This window comes from Pseudescherichia sp., assembly GCF_032052675.1.
Lineage (GTDB): Bacteria > Pseudomonadota > Gammaproteobacteria > Enterobacterales > Enterobacteriaceae > Pseudescherichia.
Map to the genome: position 1 here is coordinate 18,385 of NZ_DAMBWA010000018.1, position 19,482 is coordinate 37,866.

17 protein-coding genes and 1 riboswitch are annotated in these 19,482 nt (G+C 58.9%); of the genes, 6 read left to right on the forward strand and 11 right to left on the reverse strand.

The window, feature by feature from the left end; genetic code table 11:
* Positions 1-86: 86 nt before the first annotated feature.
* The 6 genes from RTX96_RS18935 to bioA form a co-directional block, all read right to left on the reverse strand.
* Positions 87-2,531, reverse strand: coding sequence for a glycogen/starch/alpha-glucan phosphorylase (locus RTX96_RS18935; RefSeq protein ID WP_312671790.1), 2,445 nt, complete (start codon positions 2,529-2,531; stop codon positions 87-89).
* A gap of 87 nt (positions 2,532-2,618) precedes the next feature.
* The gene (locus RTX96_RS18940; RefSeq protein WP_103819781.1) at positions 2,619-2,933 is read right to left on the reverse strand and encodes a HigA family addiction module antitoxin; all 315 of its coding nucleotides are present in this window, start codon (positions 2,931-2,933) and stop codon (positions 2,619-2,621) included.
* Positions 2,933-3,211, reverse strand: a complete 279-nt coding sequence (locus RTX96_RS18945; protein WP_312671791.1) for a type II toxin-antitoxin system RelE/ParE family toxin — start codon at positions 3,209-3,211, stop codon at positions 2,933-2,935. The genes RTX96_RS18940 and RTX96_RS18945 overlap by 1 nt, the downstream gene beginning before the upstream one ends.
* A gap of 140 nt (positions 3,212-3,351) precedes the next feature.
* Entirely contained in the window at positions 3,352-4,635 is a 1,284-nt protein-coding gene (locus RTX96_RS18950) for a putative acyl-CoA thioester hydrolase (RefSeq protein WP_312671792.1), read from the reverse strand.
* Between the two features lie 111 nt (positions 4,636-4,746).
* The gene (locus RTX96_RS18955) at positions 4,747-5,223 is read right to left on the reverse strand and encodes a kinase inhibitor (RefSeq protein WP_103819778.1); all 477 of its coding nucleotides are present in this window, start codon (positions 5,221-5,223) and stop codon (positions 4,747-4,749) included.
* Positions 5,224-5,275: 52 nt separating this feature from the next.
* Positions 5,276-6,565 carry an adenosylmethionine--8-amino-7-oxononanoate transaminase gene (bioA, locus tag RTX96_RS18960; protein ID WP_409418574.1) on the reverse strand — a complete coding sequence of 430 codons (1,290 nt, stop codon included), beginning with the start codon at positions 6,563-6,565 and terminating at the stop codon, positions 5,276-5,278.
* 86 nt (positions 6,566-6,651) lie between these two features.
* Here bioA and bioB point away from each other — a divergent pair, with 86 nt between their 5' ends.
* The 4 genes from bioB to bioD are packed head-to-tail and all read left to right on the forward strand — an operon-like array spanning position 6,652 to position 10,300.
* Positions 6,652-7,692 carry a biotin synthase BioB gene (gene bioB / locus RTX96_RS18965; protein ID WP_312671793.1) on the forward strand — a complete coding sequence of 347 codons (1,041 nt, stop codon included), beginning with the start codon at positions 6,652-6,654 and terminating at the stop codon, positions 7,690-7,692.
* Positions 7,689-8,846, forward strand: coding sequence for an 8-amino-7-oxononanoate synthase (gene bioF, locus RTX96_RS18970; protein WP_312671794.1), 1,158 nt, complete (start codon positions 7,689-7,691; stop codon positions 8,844-8,846). Before bioB ends, bioF begins: the two co-directional genes overlap by 4 nt.
* Positions 8,830-9,585, forward strand: coding sequence for a malonyl-ACP O-methyltransferase BioC (bioC, locus tag RTX96_RS18975; protein ID WP_312671795.1), 756 nt, complete (start codon positions 8,830-8,832; stop codon positions 9,583-9,585). The genes bioF and bioC overlap by 17 nt, the downstream gene beginning before the upstream one ends.
* Positions 9,578-10,300, forward strand: a complete 723-nt coding sequence (bioD, locus tag RTX96_RS18980) for a dethiobiotin synthase (protein ID WP_312671796.1) — start codon at positions 9,578-9,580, stop codon at positions 10,298-10,300. Before bioC ends, bioD begins: the two co-directional genes overlap by 8 nt.
* Here bioD and RTX96_RS18985 read toward each other — a convergent pair.
* Positions 10,242-10,964 carry an ABC transporter ATP-binding protein gene (locus tag RTX96_RS18985; protein WP_103819928.1) on the reverse strand — a complete coding sequence of 241 codons (723 nt, stop codon included), beginning with the start codon at positions 10,962-10,964 and terminating at the stop codon, positions 10,242-10,244. The genes bioD and RTX96_RS18985 overlap by 59 nt on opposite strands.
* Before the next feature lie 712 nt (positions 10,965-11,676).
* Here RTX96_RS18985 and uvrB point away from each other — a divergent pair.
* On the forward strand, positions 11,677-13,698 hold the full coding sequence (uvrB, locus tag RTX96_RS18990) for an excinuclease ABC subunit UvrB (protein WP_103819771.1): 2,022 nt from the start codon (positions 11,677-11,679) through the stop codon (positions 13,696-13,698).
* Between the two features lie 31 nt (positions 13,699-13,729).
* Here uvrB and pmrB read toward each other — a convergent pair whose 3' ends face one another.
* From pmrB to yvcK, 4 genes are all read right to left on the reverse strand, one after another.
* Positions 13,730-14,824 carry a two-component system sensor histidine kinase PmrB gene (gene pmrB, locus RTX96_RS18995; protein ID WP_103819770.1) on the reverse strand — a complete coding sequence of 365 codons (1,095 nt, stop codon included), beginning with the start codon at positions 14,822-14,824 and terminating at the stop codon, positions 13,730-13,732.
* Positions 14,825-14,828: 4 nt separating this feature from the next.
* Positions 14,829-15,500: a two-component system response regulator PmrA gene (gene pmrA / locus RTX96_RS19000; protein ID WP_103819769.1), complete on the reverse strand. Its 672-nt coding sequence runs from the start codon at positions 15,498-15,500 to the stop codon at positions 14,829-14,831.
* A 3-nt stretch (positions 15,501-15,503) separates the two neighbouring features.
* On the reverse strand, positions 15,504-17,141 hold the full coding sequence (gene eptA / locus RTX96_RS19005) for a phosphoethanolamine transferase EptA (RefSeq protein WP_312671797.1): 1,638 nt from the start codon (positions 17,139-17,141) through the stop codon (positions 15,504-15,506).
* 92 nt (positions 17,142-17,233) lie between these two features.
* Entirely contained in the window at positions 17,234-18,142 is a 909-nt protein-coding gene (gene yvcK / locus RTX96_RS19010; protein ID WP_312671798.1) for a uridine diphosphate-N-acetylglucosamine-binding protein YvcK, read from the reverse strand.
* A gap of 218 nt (positions 18,143-18,360) precedes the next feature.
* Positions 18,361-18,494, forward strand: a riboswitch (molybdenum cofactor riboswitch).
* Between yvcK and moaA the strand changes: the two genes are divergently transcribed.
* Positions 18,482-19,471, forward strand: coding sequence for a GTP 3',8-cyclase MoaA (gene moaA, locus RTX96_RS19015; RefSeq protein ID WP_103819766.1), 990 nt, complete (start codon positions 18,482-18,484; stop codon positions 19,469-19,471). It overlaps the preceding riboswitch by 13 nt.
* Positions 19,472-19,482 lie beyond the last annotated feature (11 nt).

The following is a 19,482-nucleotide window of genomic DNA, read 5'->3' on the forward strand; positions in this document are numbered from 1 at the left end:
GGCAGCGTAACGCCGGGCGGCACTGCGTTTGCCCGGCCTACGGAACGTGCTCGCTGTAGCCCCGGCAAGCGCCGCGCCGCCGGGGATTAGTTGTCAAAATCGGAGAGATCGATCTTCTCTGGCGTCGCCTGCCAGATCTGCTCGCAGTACGCTTTAATCGCCCGATCCGAAGAGAATATGCCCGAGCGGGCGGTGTTAAGAATCGACATCCGCGTCCACTGCTCTTCGTCATGCCAGGCGTCGTTAACCCGCTGCTGGCAGGCGGCGTAGTCGGCAAAGTCCGCCAGCACCAGGAAGGGATCGTCATACAGCAGGTTGTCGAGCAGAGGGCGGAACATCTCTCTGTCGCCGCGCGAGAAGCGCCCCTGGTCGATCTGCTCCAGGGCGTCGCGCAGATCAACGTTCTCCTCTGCGTAGCCCGCAGGCTGATACTCCTTGCTCTTCAGCGCCTCCGCCTGCTCGGCGGTCATGCCGAAAAGGAAAAAGTTCTCCTCTCCCACCTGCTGGCGAATTTCGACGTTGGCCCCGTCGAGCGTGCCGATGGTCAGCGCGCCGTTCATCATGAATTTCATGTTGCCGGTACCCGAGGCCTCTTTTCCCGCCAGCGAAATCTGCTCGGAGAGATCCGCCGCCGGGTAGATCGCCTGGGCATTCTGCACATTGAAATCGGGCCAGAACAGAACCTTAATCCGGTGGTTAATCGCCGGATCGTTATTCACCACTTCCGCCACGCCAGTAATCAGGCGGATCATCAGTTTTGCCATCGTATAGCCGGGCGCGGCCTTGCCGCCAAAGATAAAGCAGCGCGGGGCGATCTTCACGGAGGGATCCCAACACAGACGACGGTAGAGGCTGATGATGTAGAGCACGTTAAGGTGCTGGCGTTTGTACTCGTGAATGCGCTTGACCTGGATATCAAACAGCATATCCGGCGAGACCGCGATCCCCAGTCGCTGCTGGATGCGATCCGCCAGTACCGCTTTGTTCTCACGCTTGATGGCGCGCCAGGCTTTGCGGAATGCTGGCTTATCGGCATGGGTCGTCAACGCCTCAAGGCGGGTGAGATCCGTGCGCCAGGCAAGGCCGATGGTTTTATCAATCAGCTCCGCCAGGCTCGGGTTGCTCAACATTAAAAAGCGGCGGGGCGTGACGCCGTTAGTAACGTTAAGAAAACGTTCAGGGAACATCTCGGCGAAGTCGCGAAGCGTGGTCTCCCGCAGCAGATCCGAATGCAGCGCCGCTACGCCGTTGATCCGATGGCTGCCCACCGTCGCGAGATTAGCCATGCGTACGCGCTTGCTGCCTTGCTCGTCGATCAGCGACATGCGTATCACTCGTGCCTCATCGCCGGGGTAGGCCCGTCGCACCTCGTCGAGCAGACGCCTGTTAATCTCAAAGATAATCTCTACCAGCCGTGGGAGCATGCTCTGCATTAGCGGCAGGCCCCACGTCTCAAGCGCCTCCGGCAGCAGGGTGTGGTTAGTGTAGGCGAAGGTGCGACGGGTGATGATCCAGGCATCCTCCCACGGTAACAGACGTTCGTCCACCAGCAGGCGCATCAGCTCTGCAACGGCAATGGAGGGATGGGTGTCATTAAGCTGGGCAGCAAAACGATCGGCGAAGCGCTGCACCGGCGTGTGGCTGACATCCATCAGACGCAGCATGTCCTGCAGCGAGCAGGAGACAAAGAAGTACTGCTGGGCAAGGCGCAGGCGTTTGCCTGCTTCCGGCTCATCGTTAGGGTAGAGTATCTTAGAGAGCGTCTCCGAGACCACCTTATCCTCCACCGCCTGGTAGTAGTCCCCGGCGTTGAAATCGTCGAGGTCAAAGGTCTCGATCGCCTCGCTCTTCCAGAGCCGCAGCACGTTGCAGGTGTTGACTCGATAGCCCTGAACCGGTACGTCATAGGCCACGCCTTTTACCTGCCGCGCCGGGGTCCACTGCACCTGCAGTCGCCCGCGCTCATCGGTGTGCATCTGGGTGGATCCGCCAAAGTTGACGCAGAAGCTGACGTCGGGGCGGGCAATCTCCCAGGGCGTGCCCATTCTCAGCCACTTGTCGGTACGCTCGACCTGCCAGCCGTCGACAATATCCTGATCGAAAATACCGAACTCATAGCGGATACCGTAGCCAATGGCCGGGATCTCCAGCGAGGCGAGGGAGTCAAGGTAGCAGGCCGCCAGGCGGCCCAGCCCACCGTTGCCCAGACCCGGCTCCTCTTCAACGGCCAGAAGCGTATCGAGATCCTGGTCGAGCATGCGCATCGCGTCCCGCGCTTCATCCTCCAGGTTGAGGCTTAACAGGTTGGAGCCCAGCTGGGGGCCAATCAGAAACTCGGCGGAGAGGTAGCAGACCACCTTCACCTGATGATGCGCATAGTTTTTAAGGGAGGCGGTCCAGCGCGCCAGCATGCGGTCCCGGACGGTAAAGGCGAGCGCCCTGTACCAGTCTTCGGGCGTAGCGATATCGGGGTAGCGCCCCTGGCGGCAGATTAGGTTGCGGACGACATCGTGTTCAAACGCTGAGCTCATGGTACGCCTCACGCCTGCAAAGGGATATCCTAATCACCATAGTCAACGCCTGGGACGATAGCAAATGTGGCAGTAAGTAGGCCTAATTTAATGATTTGGGCTTATTGCTGACTCTTTATTTCTGTCGCCGTACAGGACGATTCCGGATGTATCTATTTGATTTTCTAGCTGTCGAAGATCGTAAGCACTCTGCAAGCGCAGCCAGAATTCAGGTGTACTGCCCAGAGCGGCCGCAATACGAATTGCCAACGAGGGGGTGATGGCAGTTTTACCGGCAAGAAAACGCGATACTGTAGCCGGAGTTACGCCGATATTAAGTGCAAAACGGCGACCACTAATGCCCATATCCTCCAACTCTCTGGCGATAATCTCGCCCGGATGGGAAATTTTAAACTGTCTCATTAGTGATAATCCTCATAATTCAAAATGTACGCATTCCCGTTAATAAATTGAAATGTGATACGCCAGTTTGCTCGTACTGTAATTGACCAGTAGCCCTCGCGCTCCCCTTTCAACGGGTGCAGCTTATAGATCTGACGGTTCAGCTCGCCAATCTCGTTTGCCGTGTCGATAGCCTGTAGGCGGTCATTAATTCGCTCAGCATCCTGTGCTGGAATTCCAGAAACAATCCCTTTTTCAAAAAGTTGTTTCAGTCCTTTGTGTTTGAATGACTTAATCATGATTCTATCCCTGTTACATGACGTGTAATATTCTAGATCGATGTTACACGACGTGCAATATCTAAGAGGATAGAAGTAGAGGGTTATGTTCAGGGCAGAATAGGCCCGGCAAGCGTTGCGCCGCCGGGCATTAAGGTGGGTTACTGCTTCGGTGCGTCGACGACCTGGCTGCCCACGCCGCGGTTGTTGAACTCCCACATGCGGTTGAAGCTGGCGTCGTTCAGGTTACGCGTGACGTTGCCTTTGTCGTCCACTGCGCCGGTGTTGCCGGAGAACGGACGTTTAGAGATGGCGGCATCGCCCCAGGGTTTGGCCATGTTGAAGCCTTCGTTAATCACGCTGTCGCGGATGACGACCTGGCCGTTGGTTGCCTGATCGACGTCCATCGAGCGGCCAAGCTGGGCCACGCCGTCACCGGCTGCGGTAAAGCGGCTGTTGGTGGCAAGGAAGCCGTAATAGATATTGGAGAGCGTCGCCGGCGCGAAGACGTAGGCCTCCTGCTGGGTGCGGGAGTTCACTACGCGGAAATCGGTGTTATCAAACACCACTGCGCCGCGGCCTGCGACGATATCCACATCGCCTTCAACGTAGCTGTTGGTCACCAGAGTACGGGTCTGGCGATCGTTACGCAGGGTGTTATCCACGCCGCTGTTGGTGACGAAGAAGGTGTTCTGGCGACCCAGAATATTGACGTTGTTGATCTGTACCTTGTCGCCATCGCTGCGCAGGGCCACGGCCTGATGGTTACCGGCATCAACGCTGTCGCCGAGGTTGTTCTCAATGGTCAGGTTCTGCAGCTGCAGGCCATTATTTTGCGACCAGAATACCGCCGAACACATCACGCCCACGCTGGCGCTGCCTTTGCGCTGGCAGGCGTCAAACATATACCACGCCGGTTTGCCCGGCATATATTTCCCGCCGGGATTAACCAGACGACGCCAGCTGTTGCCGTCCATTTCGGAATCCACAGCCAGACCAATCTTCACCTCTGCCGCTTTATCACCCGTACCGTAAATGGTCAGGCTGCCCGGTGCGGCCGGAACAAACACCGTGCCTTCATACTCACCCGGCAGAACGGCAATGTACTGGCGCTCGCTGGTATGCTTGTTGATGGCTGCATCTACTGCCGCCTGGATAGAGGTGTGCGTCACACCCGCCGTGCCCGCCGGGCCAACCACGAAGTTTGGCTGCGCAGGCAGACGAATAGCGGACGGGCTCCACGGCGCTGCGTTCTGATCCATTGACGCAAAGTAGTGAGCAGGGACAAAGTTCTGCGCTTCGTTAGCGGACAGGACCGGACGCGCCGCGCTACCGGGGGCGGTCTGCGTTGAGGGAAGCTGATCCGGCGGCGTTGAGCTGCAGGCAGTCAGCGTCACGCCAAAAGCCAGGGCCAGCGTCAGACGAGAAACCGAAAATGTGTTCAAGAGGTACTCCAGGCGTAATAGTTAAATAAATTCCTATGAAGCCTGCTTTTTTATACTAAGTTGAGCGAAACGGGAAGCCGATTGTGTAAATCGGCTTCAATAACCTGTTGGCTAGCTGAAAAGAGCGGTGATCGACGCACGATCGAGCGAGTGGAAGTGGATATTAAACCCCACCATCGCCCCGCTGGCGTCTTCATCAACGTCCAGCTTCTCTACGTCCAGGGCGTGGACGGTGAAGATATAGCGATGGGTTCTTCCTTTCGGCGGTGCTGCGCCGCCGTACCCGGCCTTGCCATAGTCAGTGCGGGTCTCGAGTGCGCCCTCGGGCAGGGGAACCAGCGACGAGCCGGAGCCCTGCGGCAGCACGCGGGTGTCGGCTGGCAGGTTCACCACCACCCAGTGCCACCAGCCGGAGCCGGTAGGCGCATCGGGATCGTAGCAGGTGACGGCAAAGCTCTTGCAGCCCGGCGGCACCTCGTCCCACGCCAGATGCGGAGAGATATTGTCGCCTTCGTAGCCCATACCGTTAAAAACATGGCGATTATGTAGTTTTTCGCCCTCGCGAATATCCTGGCTGATAAGTCTCATCGTGGCTCCTCTGTGAGTTGTCAACCCTAAGGCTAGAATAGCCCGTGCGTTCTCAAGGCGCAAAATGTGCGGGATGGGCTACCGCCGCCAGCACCGCGTCCGTTAGCTTGCTTAATTGCTCCGCTGAGATGACGTAGGGCGGCATCAGGTAGATCAGCCGGCCGAAGGGGCGGATCCAGACGCCCTGCTCAACGAAGAAGCGCTGCAGGGCGGCCATATTTACCGGCTGATGGGTTTCGATCACGCCGATAGCCCCCAGCACCCGTACGTCAGCCACCGTCTCAGTGGCTCTTGCCGGTGCCAGCTCGCGCTTCAGCTGCGCCTCGATGGCGGCAACCTGCACCTTCCACTCACCGCGCTCCAGCAGCTCGAGGCTGGCATTCGCTACCGCGCAGGCCAGCGGATTACCCATAAAGGTCGGACCGTGCATAAAGCAGCCTGCTTCGCCGTTGCTAATGGTTTCAGCCACCTCGCGGGTGGTAAGCGTCGCCGACAGCGTCATTGTCCCGCCGGTCATGGCTTTGCCCAGGCAGAGAATGTCCGGCGTAATCCCGGCGTGTTCGCAGGCAAAGAGTTTACCCGTGCGGCCAAAGCCGGTGGCGATCTCATCGGCAATCAGCAGGATCCCCTCCCGGTCGCACATCCGGCGGATGCGTTTAAGCACCTCCGGGTGGTAGAGGCGCATTCCGCCTGCGCCCTGCACGATCGGCTCAAGGATAACGGCGGCGATCTCATGGCGATGGGCAGCCATCAGGCGGGCAAAGCCAGCAATATCCCGCTCGTCCCACTCGCCGTCGAAGCGGCTCTCTGGCGCAGGGGCAAAGAGATTATCCGGCAGATAACCCGCCCACAGACTGTGCATAGAGTTATCCGGATCGCAGGCCGACATCGCGCCAAAGGTATCGCCATGATAGCCCCGGCGGAAGGTCAGGAAGCGACGGCGCGGCTCTCCCTTCGCCTGCCAGTACTGCAGGGCCATCTTCATTGAAACTTCTACCGCCACCGAACCGGAGTCGGCCAGAAACACGCACTCCAGCGCCTCGGGGGTCATTGCCACCAGCTTACGGCAGAGCGCTACCGCTGGCGCATGGGTAATGCCGCCGAACATTACGTGCGACATCGCATCGATCTGCGTTTTCATCGCCGCATTAAGGTGCGGATGGTTATAGCCGTGGATAGCCGCCCACCACGACGACATGCCGTCAACCAGCTGCTCGCCGGAAGCAAGCTGAAGCTCGCAGCCCTGCGCTGACTGCACGGGATAGACCGGCAGCGGGGAGGTCATGGAGGTGTAGGGGTGCCAGATATGGCGTCGGTCAAAGGCGAGATCGTCCTGGGTCATAATCGACTTGTAAACCAAATTAAAAACATTTAGGTTTACGATCATAACCCAAACATGAACTAAATACACCTTTTGGAGACGCCCCTATGGCTCACCACGCACGCTGGACACTGTCGCAAGTTATCGAGCTGTTTGAAAAACCGCTGCTCGACCTGCTGTTTGAAGCACAGACTATTCATCGCCAGCACTTTGACCCGCGTCAGGTGCAGGTCAGCACCCTGCTGTCGATCAAAACCGGGGCCTGCCCGGAAGATTGCAAATACTGCCCGCAAAGCTCGCGCTACAAAACCGGACTGGAGACGGAGCGCCTGATGGAGGTGGAGCAGGTGCTGGACTCGGCCCGCAAGGCGAAAAACGCCGGATCGACCCGCTTCTGCATGGGGGCCGCGTGGAAGAACCCGCACGAGCGCGATATGCCTTACCTGGAGCAGATGGTGCAGGGCGTTAAAGCGATGGGCCTCGAAGCCTGCATGACCCTGGGCACCCTTGACGAAACGCAGGCTCAACGCCTGGCCTCGGCGGGGCTGGACTACTACAACCACAACCTCGACACCTCCCCGGAGTTCTACGGCAACATCATCACCACCCGTACCTATCAGGAGCGTCTCGATACCCTGGATAAGGTGCGCGAGGCGGGCATCAAGGTCTGTTCGGGCGGTATCGTTGGCCTGGGCGAAACGGTCAAGGATCGCGCGGGCCTGCTGCTGCAGCTGGCGAACCTGCCGACGCCGCCGGAGAGCGTGCCGATCAACATGCTGGTGAAAGTGAAGGGCACGCCGCTGGCGGACAATGACGATGTCGACGCCTTTGATTTTATCCGCACCATCGCCGTGGCGCGCATCATGATGCCAACCTCCTTTGTGCGCCTCTCCGCTGGCCGTGAGCAGATGAACGAGCAGACCCAGGCGATGTGCTTTATGGCCGGGGCCAACTCTATCTTCTACGGCTGCAAGCTGCTGACCACGCCTAATCCAGAAGAGGATAAAGACGTCCAGCTGTTCCGTAAGCTTGGGCTGAACCCGCAGCAGACCGACGTGATGGCCGGGGATAACGAGCAGCAGCAGCAGCTGGAGCAGCAGATCTTTAACGCCGACACCGATCAGTTCTACAACGCGGCGGCGCTATGAGCTGGCAGCAGCGCATCGATGCCGCGTTAACAGCCCGGCGAGCCGCCGACGCCCTGCGTTCGCGCCGGGTGGTCGAGCAGGGCGCGGGGCGCTGGCTGACGTTGGGCGATAGCCGCTACTGCAACTTCTCCAGCAATGACTATCTCGGCTTAAGCCAGCACCCAGCCCTCGTTCGCGCCTGGCAGCAGGGGGCTGAGCAGTACGGCGTGGGCAGCGGCGGCTCCGGGCACGTCAGCGGCTATACCCGGGCGCACCATGCCCTGGAGAGCGAGCTGGCCGACTGGCTGGGCTACCCGCGGGCGCTGCTGTTTATCTCTGGCTTTGCCGCCAACCAGGCGGTGATTGCCGCCCTGACCGGCAAAGAGGATCGCATCGTGGCGGATAAGCTCAGCCACGCCTCCCTGCTGGAGGCCGCCAGTCTCAGTCCGGCCCAGCTGCGGCGCTTTGCCCATAACGATGTGGATCAGCTCGCCGCGCTGCTCAATAAACCCTGCGACGGCCAGCAGCTGGTGGTAACGGAGGGGATCTTCAGCATGGATGGCGACAGCGCGCCGCTGGCAGCCATTGCTGAGCAGGCGCACAACGCCGGGGCCTGGCTGCTGGTGGATGATGCCCACGGCGTCGCCGTCACCGGTCAGGAGGGGCGCGGCAGCTGCCAGCGGCAGGGCGTGAAGCCCGAGCTGCTGGTGGTCACCTTTGGCAAAGGCTTTGGCGTCAGCGGCGCGGCGGTGCTGTGCAGCGAAGCTGTTGCTACCTACTTCGAACAGTTTGCCCGCCACCTGATCTACAGCACCTCTATGCCTCCCGCCCAGGCCGTAGCCCTCAGCGCCGCGCTGGGCGTGATCCGGGGAGAGGAGGGCAACCGTCGCCGGGCGGCGCTCGCGGCGCTAATTCAGCGTTTTCGCCACGGCGCAGGATCGCTGCCGGTGCGCATCACCGATTCACAGAGCGCCATCCAGCCGCTGATCGTTGGCGATAACGCCCGGGCGCTGAGCCTGGCGGAGCGCCTGCGGCAGAAAGGGTGCTGGGCGACGGCGATTCGTCCGCCCACCGTGCCCGCCGGTACGGCGCGCCTGCGCCTGACCCTGACGGCGGCGCATCAGCCGGAGGATATCGATCGTCTGCTGGAGGTGCTGCATGAGCCAGGTGAATAAGCGCGCGGTGGCGGCGGCCTTTGGCCGGGCGGCGCAGAGCTACGACAGCCATGCGCAGCTGCAGCGCCAGAGCGCAGACCTGCTGCTGGCAAAGCTTGGCGAACGCAGGCCAGGGTGCGTGCTGGACGCAGGCTGCGGGCCGGGCAGCATGAGCCGCTACTGGCGCGATACCGGCGCGGAGGTGACCGCTCTGGACCTCTCTCTGCCGATGCTCAAACAGGCGCAGAGCCAGCAGGCCGCCCAGCACTACGTTGCGGCGGACATTGAGGCGCTGCCTCTGGCCGATGCCCGGTTCGATCTCGCCTGGAGCAACCTGGCGGTGCAGTGGTGCAACGATCTCGGCCAGGCGCTCGAAGAGCTGCATCGCGTTGTGCGTCCTGGCGGGGCGGTGGCCTTCACCACGCTGGCGGGCGGATCGCTGCCGGAGCTGAATCAGGCCTGGCAGGCAGTGGACAGCCATCCGCACGCTAACCGATTTTTAGCGGAGGAGGCGCTGGCTGACACCGTTAATGCCTGGCGCGGCCGGTGCGGCGTGGAGCGCATTACGCTGGACTTTGACGATGCGCTCTCTGCTATGCGCTCGCTGAAGGGCATCGGCGCGACGCACCTGCACGCTGGCAGGCACAACCGGCCTTTGACCCGCGCCCAGCTTCAGCGCCTGCAACTGGCATGGCCGCAGCAGCAGGGCAGATGCCTGCTGACCTATTCACTTTTTTGGGGAGTCATTGAACATGACTGAACGCTATTTTGTTACCGGCACGGATACGGAAGTCGGTAAAACGGTGGCCAGCTGCGCCCTGTTACAGGCCGCCGCGCTGGCGGGGCGGCAGACCGCGGGCTACAAACCGGTCGCCTCCGGCAGCGAGATGACGCCGGAGGGGCTGCGCAACAGCGACGCGCTGGCGCTACAGCACAACAGTACCCTGGCCCTGCGCTACGAGGCCGTGAACCCATACACCTTTGCTGAGCCCACCTCACCGCACATCGTCAGCGCCGCCCTCGGGCAGCCTATCGAGGCGGAAACGCTCTCGGCAGGATTGCGGACACTGGAAGCGCAGGCGGAGTGGGTGCTGGTGGAGGGGGCCGGAGGCTGGTTTACGCCGCTCTCAGAGACCCTGACCTTTGCCGACTGGGCTACCCAGGAGCAGCTGCCGGTAATTTTAGTGGTGGGCGTTAAGCTTGGCTGCATCAACCATGCGATGCTGACCGCCCAGGCGGTGCAGCAGGCGGGATTGCGGCTGGCAGGCTGGGTGGCTAACGACGTGGTACCGCCGGGACACCGTCACGCGGAGTATCTGGCAACGCTTAAGCGCATGCTGCCTGCGCCGTTCCTCGGCGAGATCCCGTGGCTGGAGAACGCCTCGCCTGAGAGTGAAACAGGCCACTGGATCGATCTCAGTGCTTTAGATCCGGCGTCATCCACTGGGAAAGCAGCGGATCGTCCAGCTGCGTAACGCTTCCCTGGGCCACGTTGCGTCCCCGATGCAGCAGATAGAAGCGGTCGGCGACGCGGCGCACAAACGACAGATGCTGCTCCGCCAGCAGGATGGTCATGCCGAAATCCTGGTTCAGGCGCACCAGCAGGTTGCCTAGCTTATGGATAAAGGCCTGGCCCAGCCCCCGGGTCGGCTCATCAAGGATCAGCAGGCGTGGATGGGTCACCAGCGCCCGGGCCAGCGCCAGCTGGTGCTGGTTATCTTCTGATAGCCCTGCGCCCTTTATCTGGCGCAGGGCGTACAGCTCGGGGAAGAGATCGTAGATATCCCGGGTGACGGCGCTGCCGTGCTCACCTACCGCCAGCCAGGCAACCTGTAAATTCTCCTCTACCGTTAGCTGGGAGAAGATCCGCCTGTCCTGCGGCACGCAGGCGATACCCATTGCCGGACGATCCTCCATCTTCACCTGCAGCAGATTGAGGGGGGCGGCCCCGGCCTCCTGCCAGGTCATGCTGCCGCTCTCCACGGCAAGATAGCCAGAGATACAGTTGACCAACGTGGTTTTCCCCATTCCCGGCAGCCCCATGACGCAGGTGCAGGTACCAGGGATAAGATCGAGATCGACATTCCATAGCGTATGCTGATCGCCGTAATAGTGATTCACTGCACGTAAGCTCAACATCATTTCATCTCCTTGGCCTGGTCTGTAAAAGATATGTTGCAAAAGCCTTGCCAGAAGCGTGTTATGCTCTGTTTTTCGGAGCAAGATGAAGAAAAATCGCTAAATTCGGCTAATCCGCCGGTCTGCCTTATTGCATCTGCACGCTAACAGTGCTAGATGCGGGCAAATCTGATTTTTCATGGTGCAGTCGCGTCTGAATGCGATAAAAAATGGTGGGAAAATTTTTTTACCTGCGACCCGTTACGCAAAACCCAATTTTCGCTGAGTCACAGGGGGTACGGGCTGGCGACAGTTATCCACTATTCCTGTGGATAACCTTGTGCATTAGAGTTAGAAAACGCGTGCAAAGCGAGAGAGCACGCGGCTTAGGCATGAATTGATGCGAAACGCGGCTTTTTGTATAAATATTTTAAAATCAACAAGTTGAATAAAAGCAACGGATGTAAGAAAAGTGTCACCCACTGACACAAAACTTTCACTACCCGACTTGACAAATGTTAAATCGCAAAAAGTTCTGGGGATAAGATATTTTTTTTAGTTTTTAATTCTGTCCCTGGGGCAAATTTTCCTTATGGCGCTTGAAATTGCCTTATGTAACACAGATATTCCTGTCTGCTACTGGGTTTTCATCCAGTATAATTTATTGGCAAAATCCACCGTCGCGAGTAAAATTACTCACCTGCCCGCTCATTCCTTCATCAGGTAGCTATTCATGAGTAAACCATTCAAACTGAATTCCGCTTTTCGTCCCTCTGGCGATCAGCCAGAAGCCATTCGCCGCCTGAAAGAGGGGCTGGAGGACGGACTGGCGCACCAGACCCTGCTCGGGGTAACCGGTTCAGGGAAGACGTTTACCGTTGCCAACGTGATCGCCGACCTGCAGCGGCCAACAATGGTGCTTGCGCCGAATAAAACCCTGGCAGCCCAGCTGTATGGCGAAATGAAGGAGTTTTTCCCGGACAACGCCGTGGAGTACTTCGTCTCCTACTACGACTACTACCAGCCGGAAGCCTACGTGCCGAGCTCAGACACCTTTATCGAAAAAGATGCCTCGGTGAACGAGCATATTGAGCAGATGCGTCTCTCGGCGACCAAAGCGCTGCTGGAGCGGCGCGACGTGGTAGTTGTGGCCTCGGTGTCGGCCATCTACGGCCTCGGCGATCCCGATCTCTATCTGAAAATGATGCTCCACCTGACCATCGGTATGATCATCAACCAGCGTGATATTCTGCGCCGCCTGTCGGAGCTGCAGTACACGCGTAACGATCAGGCCTTCCAGCGCGGCACTTTCCGCGTGCGCGGCGAGGTGATCGATATCTTCCCGGCGGAGTCAGACGACGTGGCGCTGCGCGTTGAGCTGTTTGATGAAGAGGTGGAGCGCCTGTCGCTGTTTGACCCGCTGACCGGGCACGTTGAATCCACTATTCAGCGCTACACCGTCTACCCGAAAACCCACTACGTGACCCCGCGCGAGCGCATCGTGCAGGCGATGGAAGATATCAAAGTAGAGCTGGCGGACCGGCGCAAGACGCTGCTGGCCAACAACAAGCTGCTGGAAGAGCAGCGTATTACCCAGCGCACCCAGTTCGATCTGGAGATGATGAACGAGCTGGGCTACTGCTCGGGCATCGAGAACTACTCCCGCTACCTCTCCGGGCGCGGGCCGGGCGAAGCGCCGCCGACCCTGTTTGACTACCTGCCTGCCGACGGCCTGCTGGTGATTGATGAGTCCCACGTCACCATTCCGCAGATTGGCGGCATGTACCGCGGCGACCGGGCGCGTAAAGAGACGCTGGTGGAGTATGGCTTCCGCCTGCCGTCGGCGCTGGACAACCGTCCGATGAAGTTTGAAGAGTTCGAAGGTTTAGCTCCGCAGACCATCTACGTCTCGGCGACGCCGGGCAACTACGAGCTGGAGAAATCCGGGGAAGAGATTGTCGATCAGGTGGTGCGCCCGACCGGCCTGCTTGACCCGATTATCGAAGTCCGCCCGGTGGGCACGCAGGTGGACGATCTGCTCTCGGAGATCCGCAAGCGCGTCGCCATTAACGAGCGTGTGCTGGTCACCACGCTCACCAAGCGCATGGCCGAGGATCTCACCGAGTATCTGGAAGAGCACGGCGAGAAGGTGCGCTACCTGCACTCGGATATCGATACCGTTGAGCGTATGGAGATTATCCGCGATCTGCGTCTGGGCGAGTTCAACGTGCTGGTGGGCATCAACCTGCTGCGTGAGGGGCTGGATATGCCAGAGGTTTCGCTGGTGGCGATTCTCGATGCCGACAAAGAGGGCTTCCTGCGCTCCGAACGCTCGCTGATCCAGACCATCGGCCGTGCGGCGCGTAACGTCAACGGCAAGGCGATCCTGTACGGGGATAAAATCACCCCGTCGATGGCGAAGGCGATTGGCGAAACCGAGCGCCGTCGGGCGAAGCAGCAGCAGTACAACGAAGAGCACGGCATTACGCCGCAGGGCCTGAATAAGAAAGTGGTGGATATCCTGGCGCTGGGCGAGAATATTGCCAAGACCAAAGCCAAAGGACGCGGTAAATCCCGCTCGCCGGTGGTGGTGGACGAGTCTGAACTGGCGCTGACGCCGAAGGCGCTGCAGCAGAAGATCCACGAGCTGGAAGCGCAGATGTTACAGCACGCCCAGAACCTGGAGTTCGAAGAGGCGGCACAGCTGCGTGACCGCCTCCATCAGCTTCGCGATCTCTTTATTGCGGCGTCCTAATCTGTGTAAACAATCTGTCTAAATAATCTGTCTAAATAACAGGCGGAAACCGCACCCAGGCCCGCACGCCGGGCTTGGGTATGCGGTTATGTAGATAGAATTGCCCGTCGTGCAGTTGGGCGATACGGCTGACGATGCTTAATCCCAGCCCAATACCGCCGTAGCGACTGTCCATCCTGACAAAAGCTTTGCTCAGCTCTTTACTCTTCGCTTCGTCCACGCCCGGGCCTTCATCCTCGACCGCCAGCACCGGAGCAGGCGTCTGCTCCAGCTTGAGGGTGATAACGCTCCTCTCCGGGCTGTAGCGGTGGGCGTTCTCCACCAGGTTTCTCAGCAGCACGCGGAGCTGAACGGCATCGCCGCGTACCGCCACGTCTTTTTGACCTTTGGGCAGCGCCAGGGTCTGCTGGCGGGTGCTCAGCATCGTCTGTAGCTCATCCTGAAGAGGCAGCATCACGTCATGGATCAGCATCACCTGCTGGTAGCTACCCGCCGAGAACGACTGTGCCATGCGGGCCAGCTGCAGCAGCTGAGAGACGCTCTCCGTCATCTGATCGATGCGTAAGATCAGGCGGCTGACGTCAACGGAGGGGTGGCTTTTCGCCAGCAGCTCCAGATGCAGGCGCAGCCCCGCTAACGGGGTACGCAGCTCGTGGGCGACGTCGGCGGTAAAGAGCCGCTCGCGATCGAGCGTCAGGTTCAGGCGCGCCACCAGCTGGTTAATGGCTGAGCTGACCGCTTCCACCTCTGCTGAAGGTTTGTCGAGCACAATCGGCTGCAGGTTATCCGGCGTGCGGAGCTCCAGCTCCTGCTGTAGGTCACGCAGCGGACGGGTGATCAGCTTCACCGCCTGCATGCAGAGCAGCAGCGCCATGCCGATGATAAACAGGCTCGGCACCAGCAGGCTGGCAACCGCTTCGTGCACCTCGCGTTCAATGTGCGCATGGTTGTTGTGCTTGTAGATGGCACTCTCCACCAGCAGCTGGATCTGCTCCTTGCTCTCATGCCATAACCAGAAGACGCTGATGAGCTGAAACAGCACCAGGATCGAGCCAATGGTCAGCAGAAGGCGTCCGCGTAGGGTCCAGCGGCCAGAGAATAGCCCCTTTTTTATCTTGTCTGGCATAGGATCAGGTCGTCTGCTCCGTTTTAATCAGCTGATAGCCAAAACCACGCACCGTGCGGATGCGGTCTTTCCCAATCTTATCCCGCAGATTATGAATATGCACCTCAAGGGTGTTGGTGGCCGGCTCGTTATCCCAGTTATAGATATCATTGTAGAGAATTTCCCGATGCACCGGGCTGCCTGCCTTGAGCATCAGCCGTGACAGCAGGGCGTACTCTTTTGGCGTCAGATCCATTGATTGCCCGGCCAGCCATACCTGGCGGGTCGTCACGTTCAGGCGCAGATCGTCTACGACAATTTCACTGTCGCCCTGGTTATTGTGGCGACGCAGCAGCGCCCGAATGCGGGCGTTAAGCTCCTCAAGCGCAAAGGGCTTAATCAGATAGTCGTCTGCGCCCGCGTCCAGGCCGGAGATGCGATCCTCCACGGTATCCCGGGCGGTCAGGATCAACACCGGCAGACAGACCTTCTCCCGCCGCAGCCGCTGCAAGAGATTCAGGCCATCTTCATCCGGCAGCCCCAGATCGAGCACGATAAGGCTGTAGTGCCCCGACGCCAGGCTGAGCATGGCCTCCCGGCTGGTGCTTACCCCGTCGCAGGCGTACCCCTCGGACTGCATTGCCAGGATCAGTCCCTGCAACAGCAATGCATCATCCTCTACGATTAATATTTTCATCGATTATGACTCCTTGCACGCGGCCAAAATATCATCGGCTGGCTGGTAAACATGGGTCTGTACGCCCGTGATGCCCAGCATGGTTGAAAACAGGTTATCCTGCGAAAAAGCTTCGCTGGCGGCGCGTTTCTGCAGGCATGCCTGACTTACCCGGTAGCGCTGCTGAAAGTCTGGCGATAGCCAGATCAGCATCGGCACATGCTTTTGCGATTCCGGCGCAATGGCATAGGGCAGGCCGTGCAGATAAACACCGTCTTCGCCCAGCGACTCGCCGTGATCGGAGAGGTAAACCAGGCTGGTAGTAAACTTATCCTGCTGCGACTGCAGCAATTTTATCGCCTTATCGACGATGTAATCGACGTACAGTACCGTATTATCGTAGGTATTCTTAAGCTGTTCTTGCGAGCAGGTCTGGATTTCGTTGGTATCGCAGGTCGGGGTGAATTTCCTGAACTGCGGCGGATAACGTTGATAATAGGTCGGACCGTGGCTACCGATAGTATGCAGCACGATCAGCCCGTCGCCCTGAAGATGGCTAATGTACTGCTCCAGACCGTGGAACAGGATCTCGTCCTGGCACTCCCCGGCGGTACAGAAGTCGGCCAGGTTCAGGGCCGTAACGTCCTGATGGGGGACCCGGTCGCAGGCACCTTTACAGCCGCCGTCGTTTTCGTTCCATAACACCTGGATCCCTGCGCGCTGGATAATATCCAGCAGGCCTTCCCGATGGTGGGCCAACTGCTCATCGTAGTTCTTGCGCGCCATCCCCGAAAACATGCAGGGGACAGAGACTGCCGTTACCGTACCGCAGGAGGTCGTTTGTGGGAAATAGACGACGTTATCTTTTTCAAGCAGAGGATTTGTCTCGCGCGGATAACCGGAGAGGGAAAAATCCGCCGCGCGCGAGGTTTCGCCTACCACCAGAATGGTTAAATTCTTCTTCGTGCCCTGATGCATCTGAGGCACCAGCGTGGCGTCTTCGCCAAATTTCACCAGCGGCAGGTTATCCATCCGGTGATGAATATAGTAAGAGTGCATTGCAGTAATGCTGTTCGACGGCCCGAGAGATTTCACCAGCTCGTGGTTGTTGCGGAACAGCGAGGCATAGTCCTTGTAGAAAAAGAGCGATATGACCAGCAGCACGGCGATCGACGCGAGGATGTTCGCACCACGGATCAGCAGGCTACGCCAGCCGGAAGGCGTTTTTTTGATCCTTAGCCAGCAGGCCAGAATGGCCATCAGCACGCCGGAGATGCCTATCGTTAGCAGCAGCTGGGGCGTCATTAAGGCAAGGCTTTCGGCTGGCGTGGTATCGAGAATATTGGCGATCATTGTACGATCGATAATCACGCCGTAGGTCCAGATAAAGTACTGGGTTGCCGCGCAGAGCAGAATAAAGAGGCAGATCAGCAGCCGGTCCAGCCAGATAAATGAGGCCAGCGTGGTCAGAATGTTGATCACGCAGAAGGCGACGATCGGCATCGATAAAAAGACTGCCAGCGACCACGGCGAGTGCACCGCCAGCAGCGTCCAGGCCTGACGATAAAAGACAAGGTTCAGCGCAACGGCGATATAGAATGAAAACAGGATGGTAAAGGTCATGCGCCCTAAGGCTGGCCTGTAGAACGGGAACATACGCATACATAACTTCCTGAAAAGAGTATGCTGCGTATGTTCACAGAAGAGAGTTAAGGGAACCTTAAGATCTTCAGAAAAGTCTGGAAGAGCAAAATTCAGCCCAGCCGCTGGACGGCATGCTCCAGCGCGATGCGTAGCAGATGGCGATCGTGATGATGGGGAACATCGCTCGCCTCCAGCGCCTCCTGCACCACGATGCGGTCGCTAAGATCCGCCGTTTCCGCCTCGGGCCCGACCACGACGGCATCGACAATTCGCTTGCCCACCAGCTGCTCCAGCAAGGTTAGCTTGGCGGGCAGATCCATTCGCGCCGCCTCGGCACTCAGCTCTTTGCCCAGGTTATCGATATAGACCACCGGGGCAGGGGTACGGCGCAGCGCCTGAGCCAGATCGCCGAGCAGCACCAGCGGCATCAGGCTGGTGTAGAAGCTGCCAGGGCCAATCAGGATCAGATCCGCTTCGGCAATCGCCTCTATCGCCTCGCGGGTGGCAGGCACGGAGGGGAAGAGCATCAGCTCCTGAATCGGCGTCGTCAGTCCATCGACGTTTACCTCGCCGTAGACCGTATGCCCCTCGCTGTCGATAGCCATCAAATCCACCGGCTGCTCCGACATAGGGATCAAAAACGCATCTACCTTCAGCAGGTTGCGAATTAAATTGATCGCCTCCAGAGGCCGCACGCTAAGGTGGTCCAGCGCCTTTAACATCAAATTTCCGAGGTTATGGCCCGAAAGCTCGCCATTACCGGTAAAACGGTACTCAAACATCGCTGAAGCGACGCTCTGCTCGGTAATTAACTGGTTCAAACAGTTACGCATATCGCCCCAGGCGATGCCGCCCTCGGCGCGACGAATACGCCCGGTTGACCCGCCATTATCGGTGGTAGTGACGATCCCCGTCAGCCTTGAACCCAACGACCCCAGCGAGGACATAACGCGACCCAGACCGTGTCCGCCGCCAAGGGCGACAACCCGGTCAAGATCTGCAAGCGTACGACTACGCATAGCTTTTCCTTAATGGCTAAAAAACTGCGCTACGTTAACCTAAATACCCCTTAAAGACGATGCCCCAAGCGGGTGAAAATGATGCATATCAAGGCAAGAGGCTGATTTTCACGTATTCTGTAATGAAAATGCACGATTAGGCCGCTATATATCATTTTATATAGCGATAGGCGGGGATGGCGAAAATCACGTTATCGCGCTACTATCGCTACTTATAGCGTTACAACACACACTCTAGCCTCTGCGTCTACGTCTTAAGGATATGATGCTTTGGCCGTGGCAGTTGCCACCAGGGTGCAGGAAGAAATGACTGCATCTCCCGTATTTGGAAAGGTGTACATGGCCTCACAGCTTACCGATGCATTCGCGCGTAAGTTCTATTACCTGCGTCTGTCTATTACCGACGTGTGCAATTTTCGTTGCACCTACTGCCTGCCCGATGGCTACAAGCCGGGTGGGGTCACCAACAAAAGCTTTCTGACTCTCGATGAAATTCGGCGGGTGACCCGTGCGTTTTCCGCGCTCGGCACCGAGAAGGTGCGGCTGACCGGCGGGGAACCCTCGCTGCGCCGCGACTTTACCGAGATCATCGCTGCGGTGCGGGAAAACGCCGCTATCCGCCAGCTGGCGGTAACCACCAATGGCTACCGCCTGGCGCGGGACGTGGCCGGCTGGCGTGACGCCGGGCTGACGGCCATCAACGTCAGCGTCGACAGCCTCGATGCCCGCCAGTTTCACGCCATCACCGGGCAGGATAAGTTTCACCAGGTGATGCAGGGCATTGATGCCGCTTTCGAGGCGGGCTTCGAGAAGGTCAAGGTGAATACCGTGCTGATGCGCGACGTTAACCACCATCAGCTGGATACCTTCCTGGCGTGGATCCAGTCCCGTCCCATCCAGCTACGCTTTATTGAGCTGATGGAGACCGGTGAGGGGAGCGAGCTGTTCCGCAAGCACCACCTCTCCGGCATGGTGCTGCGGGACGAGCTGCTGCGTCGCGGCTGGATCCAGAAGCTGCGCGGCCGCAGTGACGGCCCGGCGCAGGTCTTTTGCCATCCGGACTATACCGGGGAGATCGGCCTGATCATGCCCTACGAGAAGGATTTCTGCGCCAGCTGTAACCGCCTGCGCGTCTCGTCGGTGGGCAAGCTGCATCTCTGCCTGTTTGGCGACGGCGGCGTGAGCCTGCGCGATCTGCTGGCGGAAGATGCCCAGCAGGCGGAGCTGGAGGCGCGTATTGCTGAGGCGCTAACGCACAAAAAGCAGACCCACTTCCTGCATCAGGGCAATACCGGCATTACGCAAAACCTTTCCTATATCGGCGGATAAACCTTACAAGG

What these genes read in the sequence shown, in the direction of transcription:
- RTX96_RS18935 (WP_312671790.1), bottom strand. Translation starts at nt 2,531, where the DNA reads ATGAGCTCAGCGTTTGAACACGATGTCGTCCGCAACCTAATCTGCCGC.
- RTX96_RS18940 (WP_103819781.1), bottom strand. Translation starts at nt 2,933, where the DNA reads ATGAGACAGTTTAAAATTTCCCATCCGGGCGAGATTATCGCCAGAGAG.
- RTX96_RS18945 (WP_312671791.1), bottom strand. Translation starts at nt 3,211, where the DNA reads ATGATTAAGTCATTCAAACACAAAGGACTGAAACAACTTTTTGAAAAA.
- RTX96_RS18955 (WP_103819778.1), bottom strand. Translation starts at nt 5,223, where the DNA reads ATGAGACTTATCAGCCAGGATATTCGCGAGGGCGAAAAACTACATAAT.
- bioA (WP_409418574.1), bottom strand. Translation starts at nt 6,565, where the DNA reads ATGACCCAGGACGATCTCGCCTTTGACCGACGCCATATCTGGCACCCC.
- bioB (WP_312671793.1), top strand. Translation starts at nt 6,652, where the DNA reads ATGGCTCACCACGCACGCTGGACACTGTCGCAAGTTATCGAGCTGTTT.
- bioF (WP_312671794.1), top strand. Translation starts at nt 7,689, where the DNA reads ATGAGCTGGCAGCAGCGCATCGATGCCGCGTTAACAGCCCGGCGAGCC.
- bioC (WP_312671795.1), top strand. Translation starts at nt 8,830, where the DNA reads ATGAGCCAGGTGAATAAGCGCGCGGTGGCGGCGGCCTTTGGCCGGGCG.
- bioD (WP_312671796.1), top strand. Translation starts at nt 9,578, where the DNA reads ATGACTGAACGCTATTTTGTTACCGGCACGGATACGGAAGTCGGTAAA.
- RTX96_RS18985 (WP_103819928.1), bottom strand. Translation starts at nt 10,964, where the DNA reads ATGTTGAGCTTACGTGCAGTGAATCACTATTACGGCGATCAGCATACG.
- uvrB (WP_103819771.1), top strand. Translation starts at nt 11,677, where the DNA reads ATGAGTAAACCATTCAAACTGAATTCCGCTTTTCGTCCCTCTGGCGAT.
- pmrB (WP_103819770.1), bottom strand. Translation starts at nt 14,824, where the DNA reads ATGCCAGACAAGATAAAAAAGGGGCTATTCTCTGGCCGCTGGACCCTA.
- pmrA (WP_103819769.1), bottom strand. Translation starts at nt 15,500, where the DNA reads ATGAAAATATTAATCGTAGAGGATGATGCATTGCTGTTGCAGGGACTG.
- eptA (WP_312671797.1), bottom strand. Translation starts at nt 17,141, where the DNA reads ATGCGTATGTTCCCGTTCTACAGGCCAGCCTTAGGGCGCATGACCTTT.
- yvcK (WP_312671798.1), bottom strand. Translation starts at nt 18,142, where the DNA reads ATGCGTAGTCGTACGCTTGCAGATCTTGACCGGGTTGTCGCCCTTGGC.
- moaA (WP_103819766.1), top strand. Translation starts at nt 18,482, where the DNA reads ATGGCCTCACAGCTTACCGATGCATTCGCGCGTAAGTTCTATTACCTG.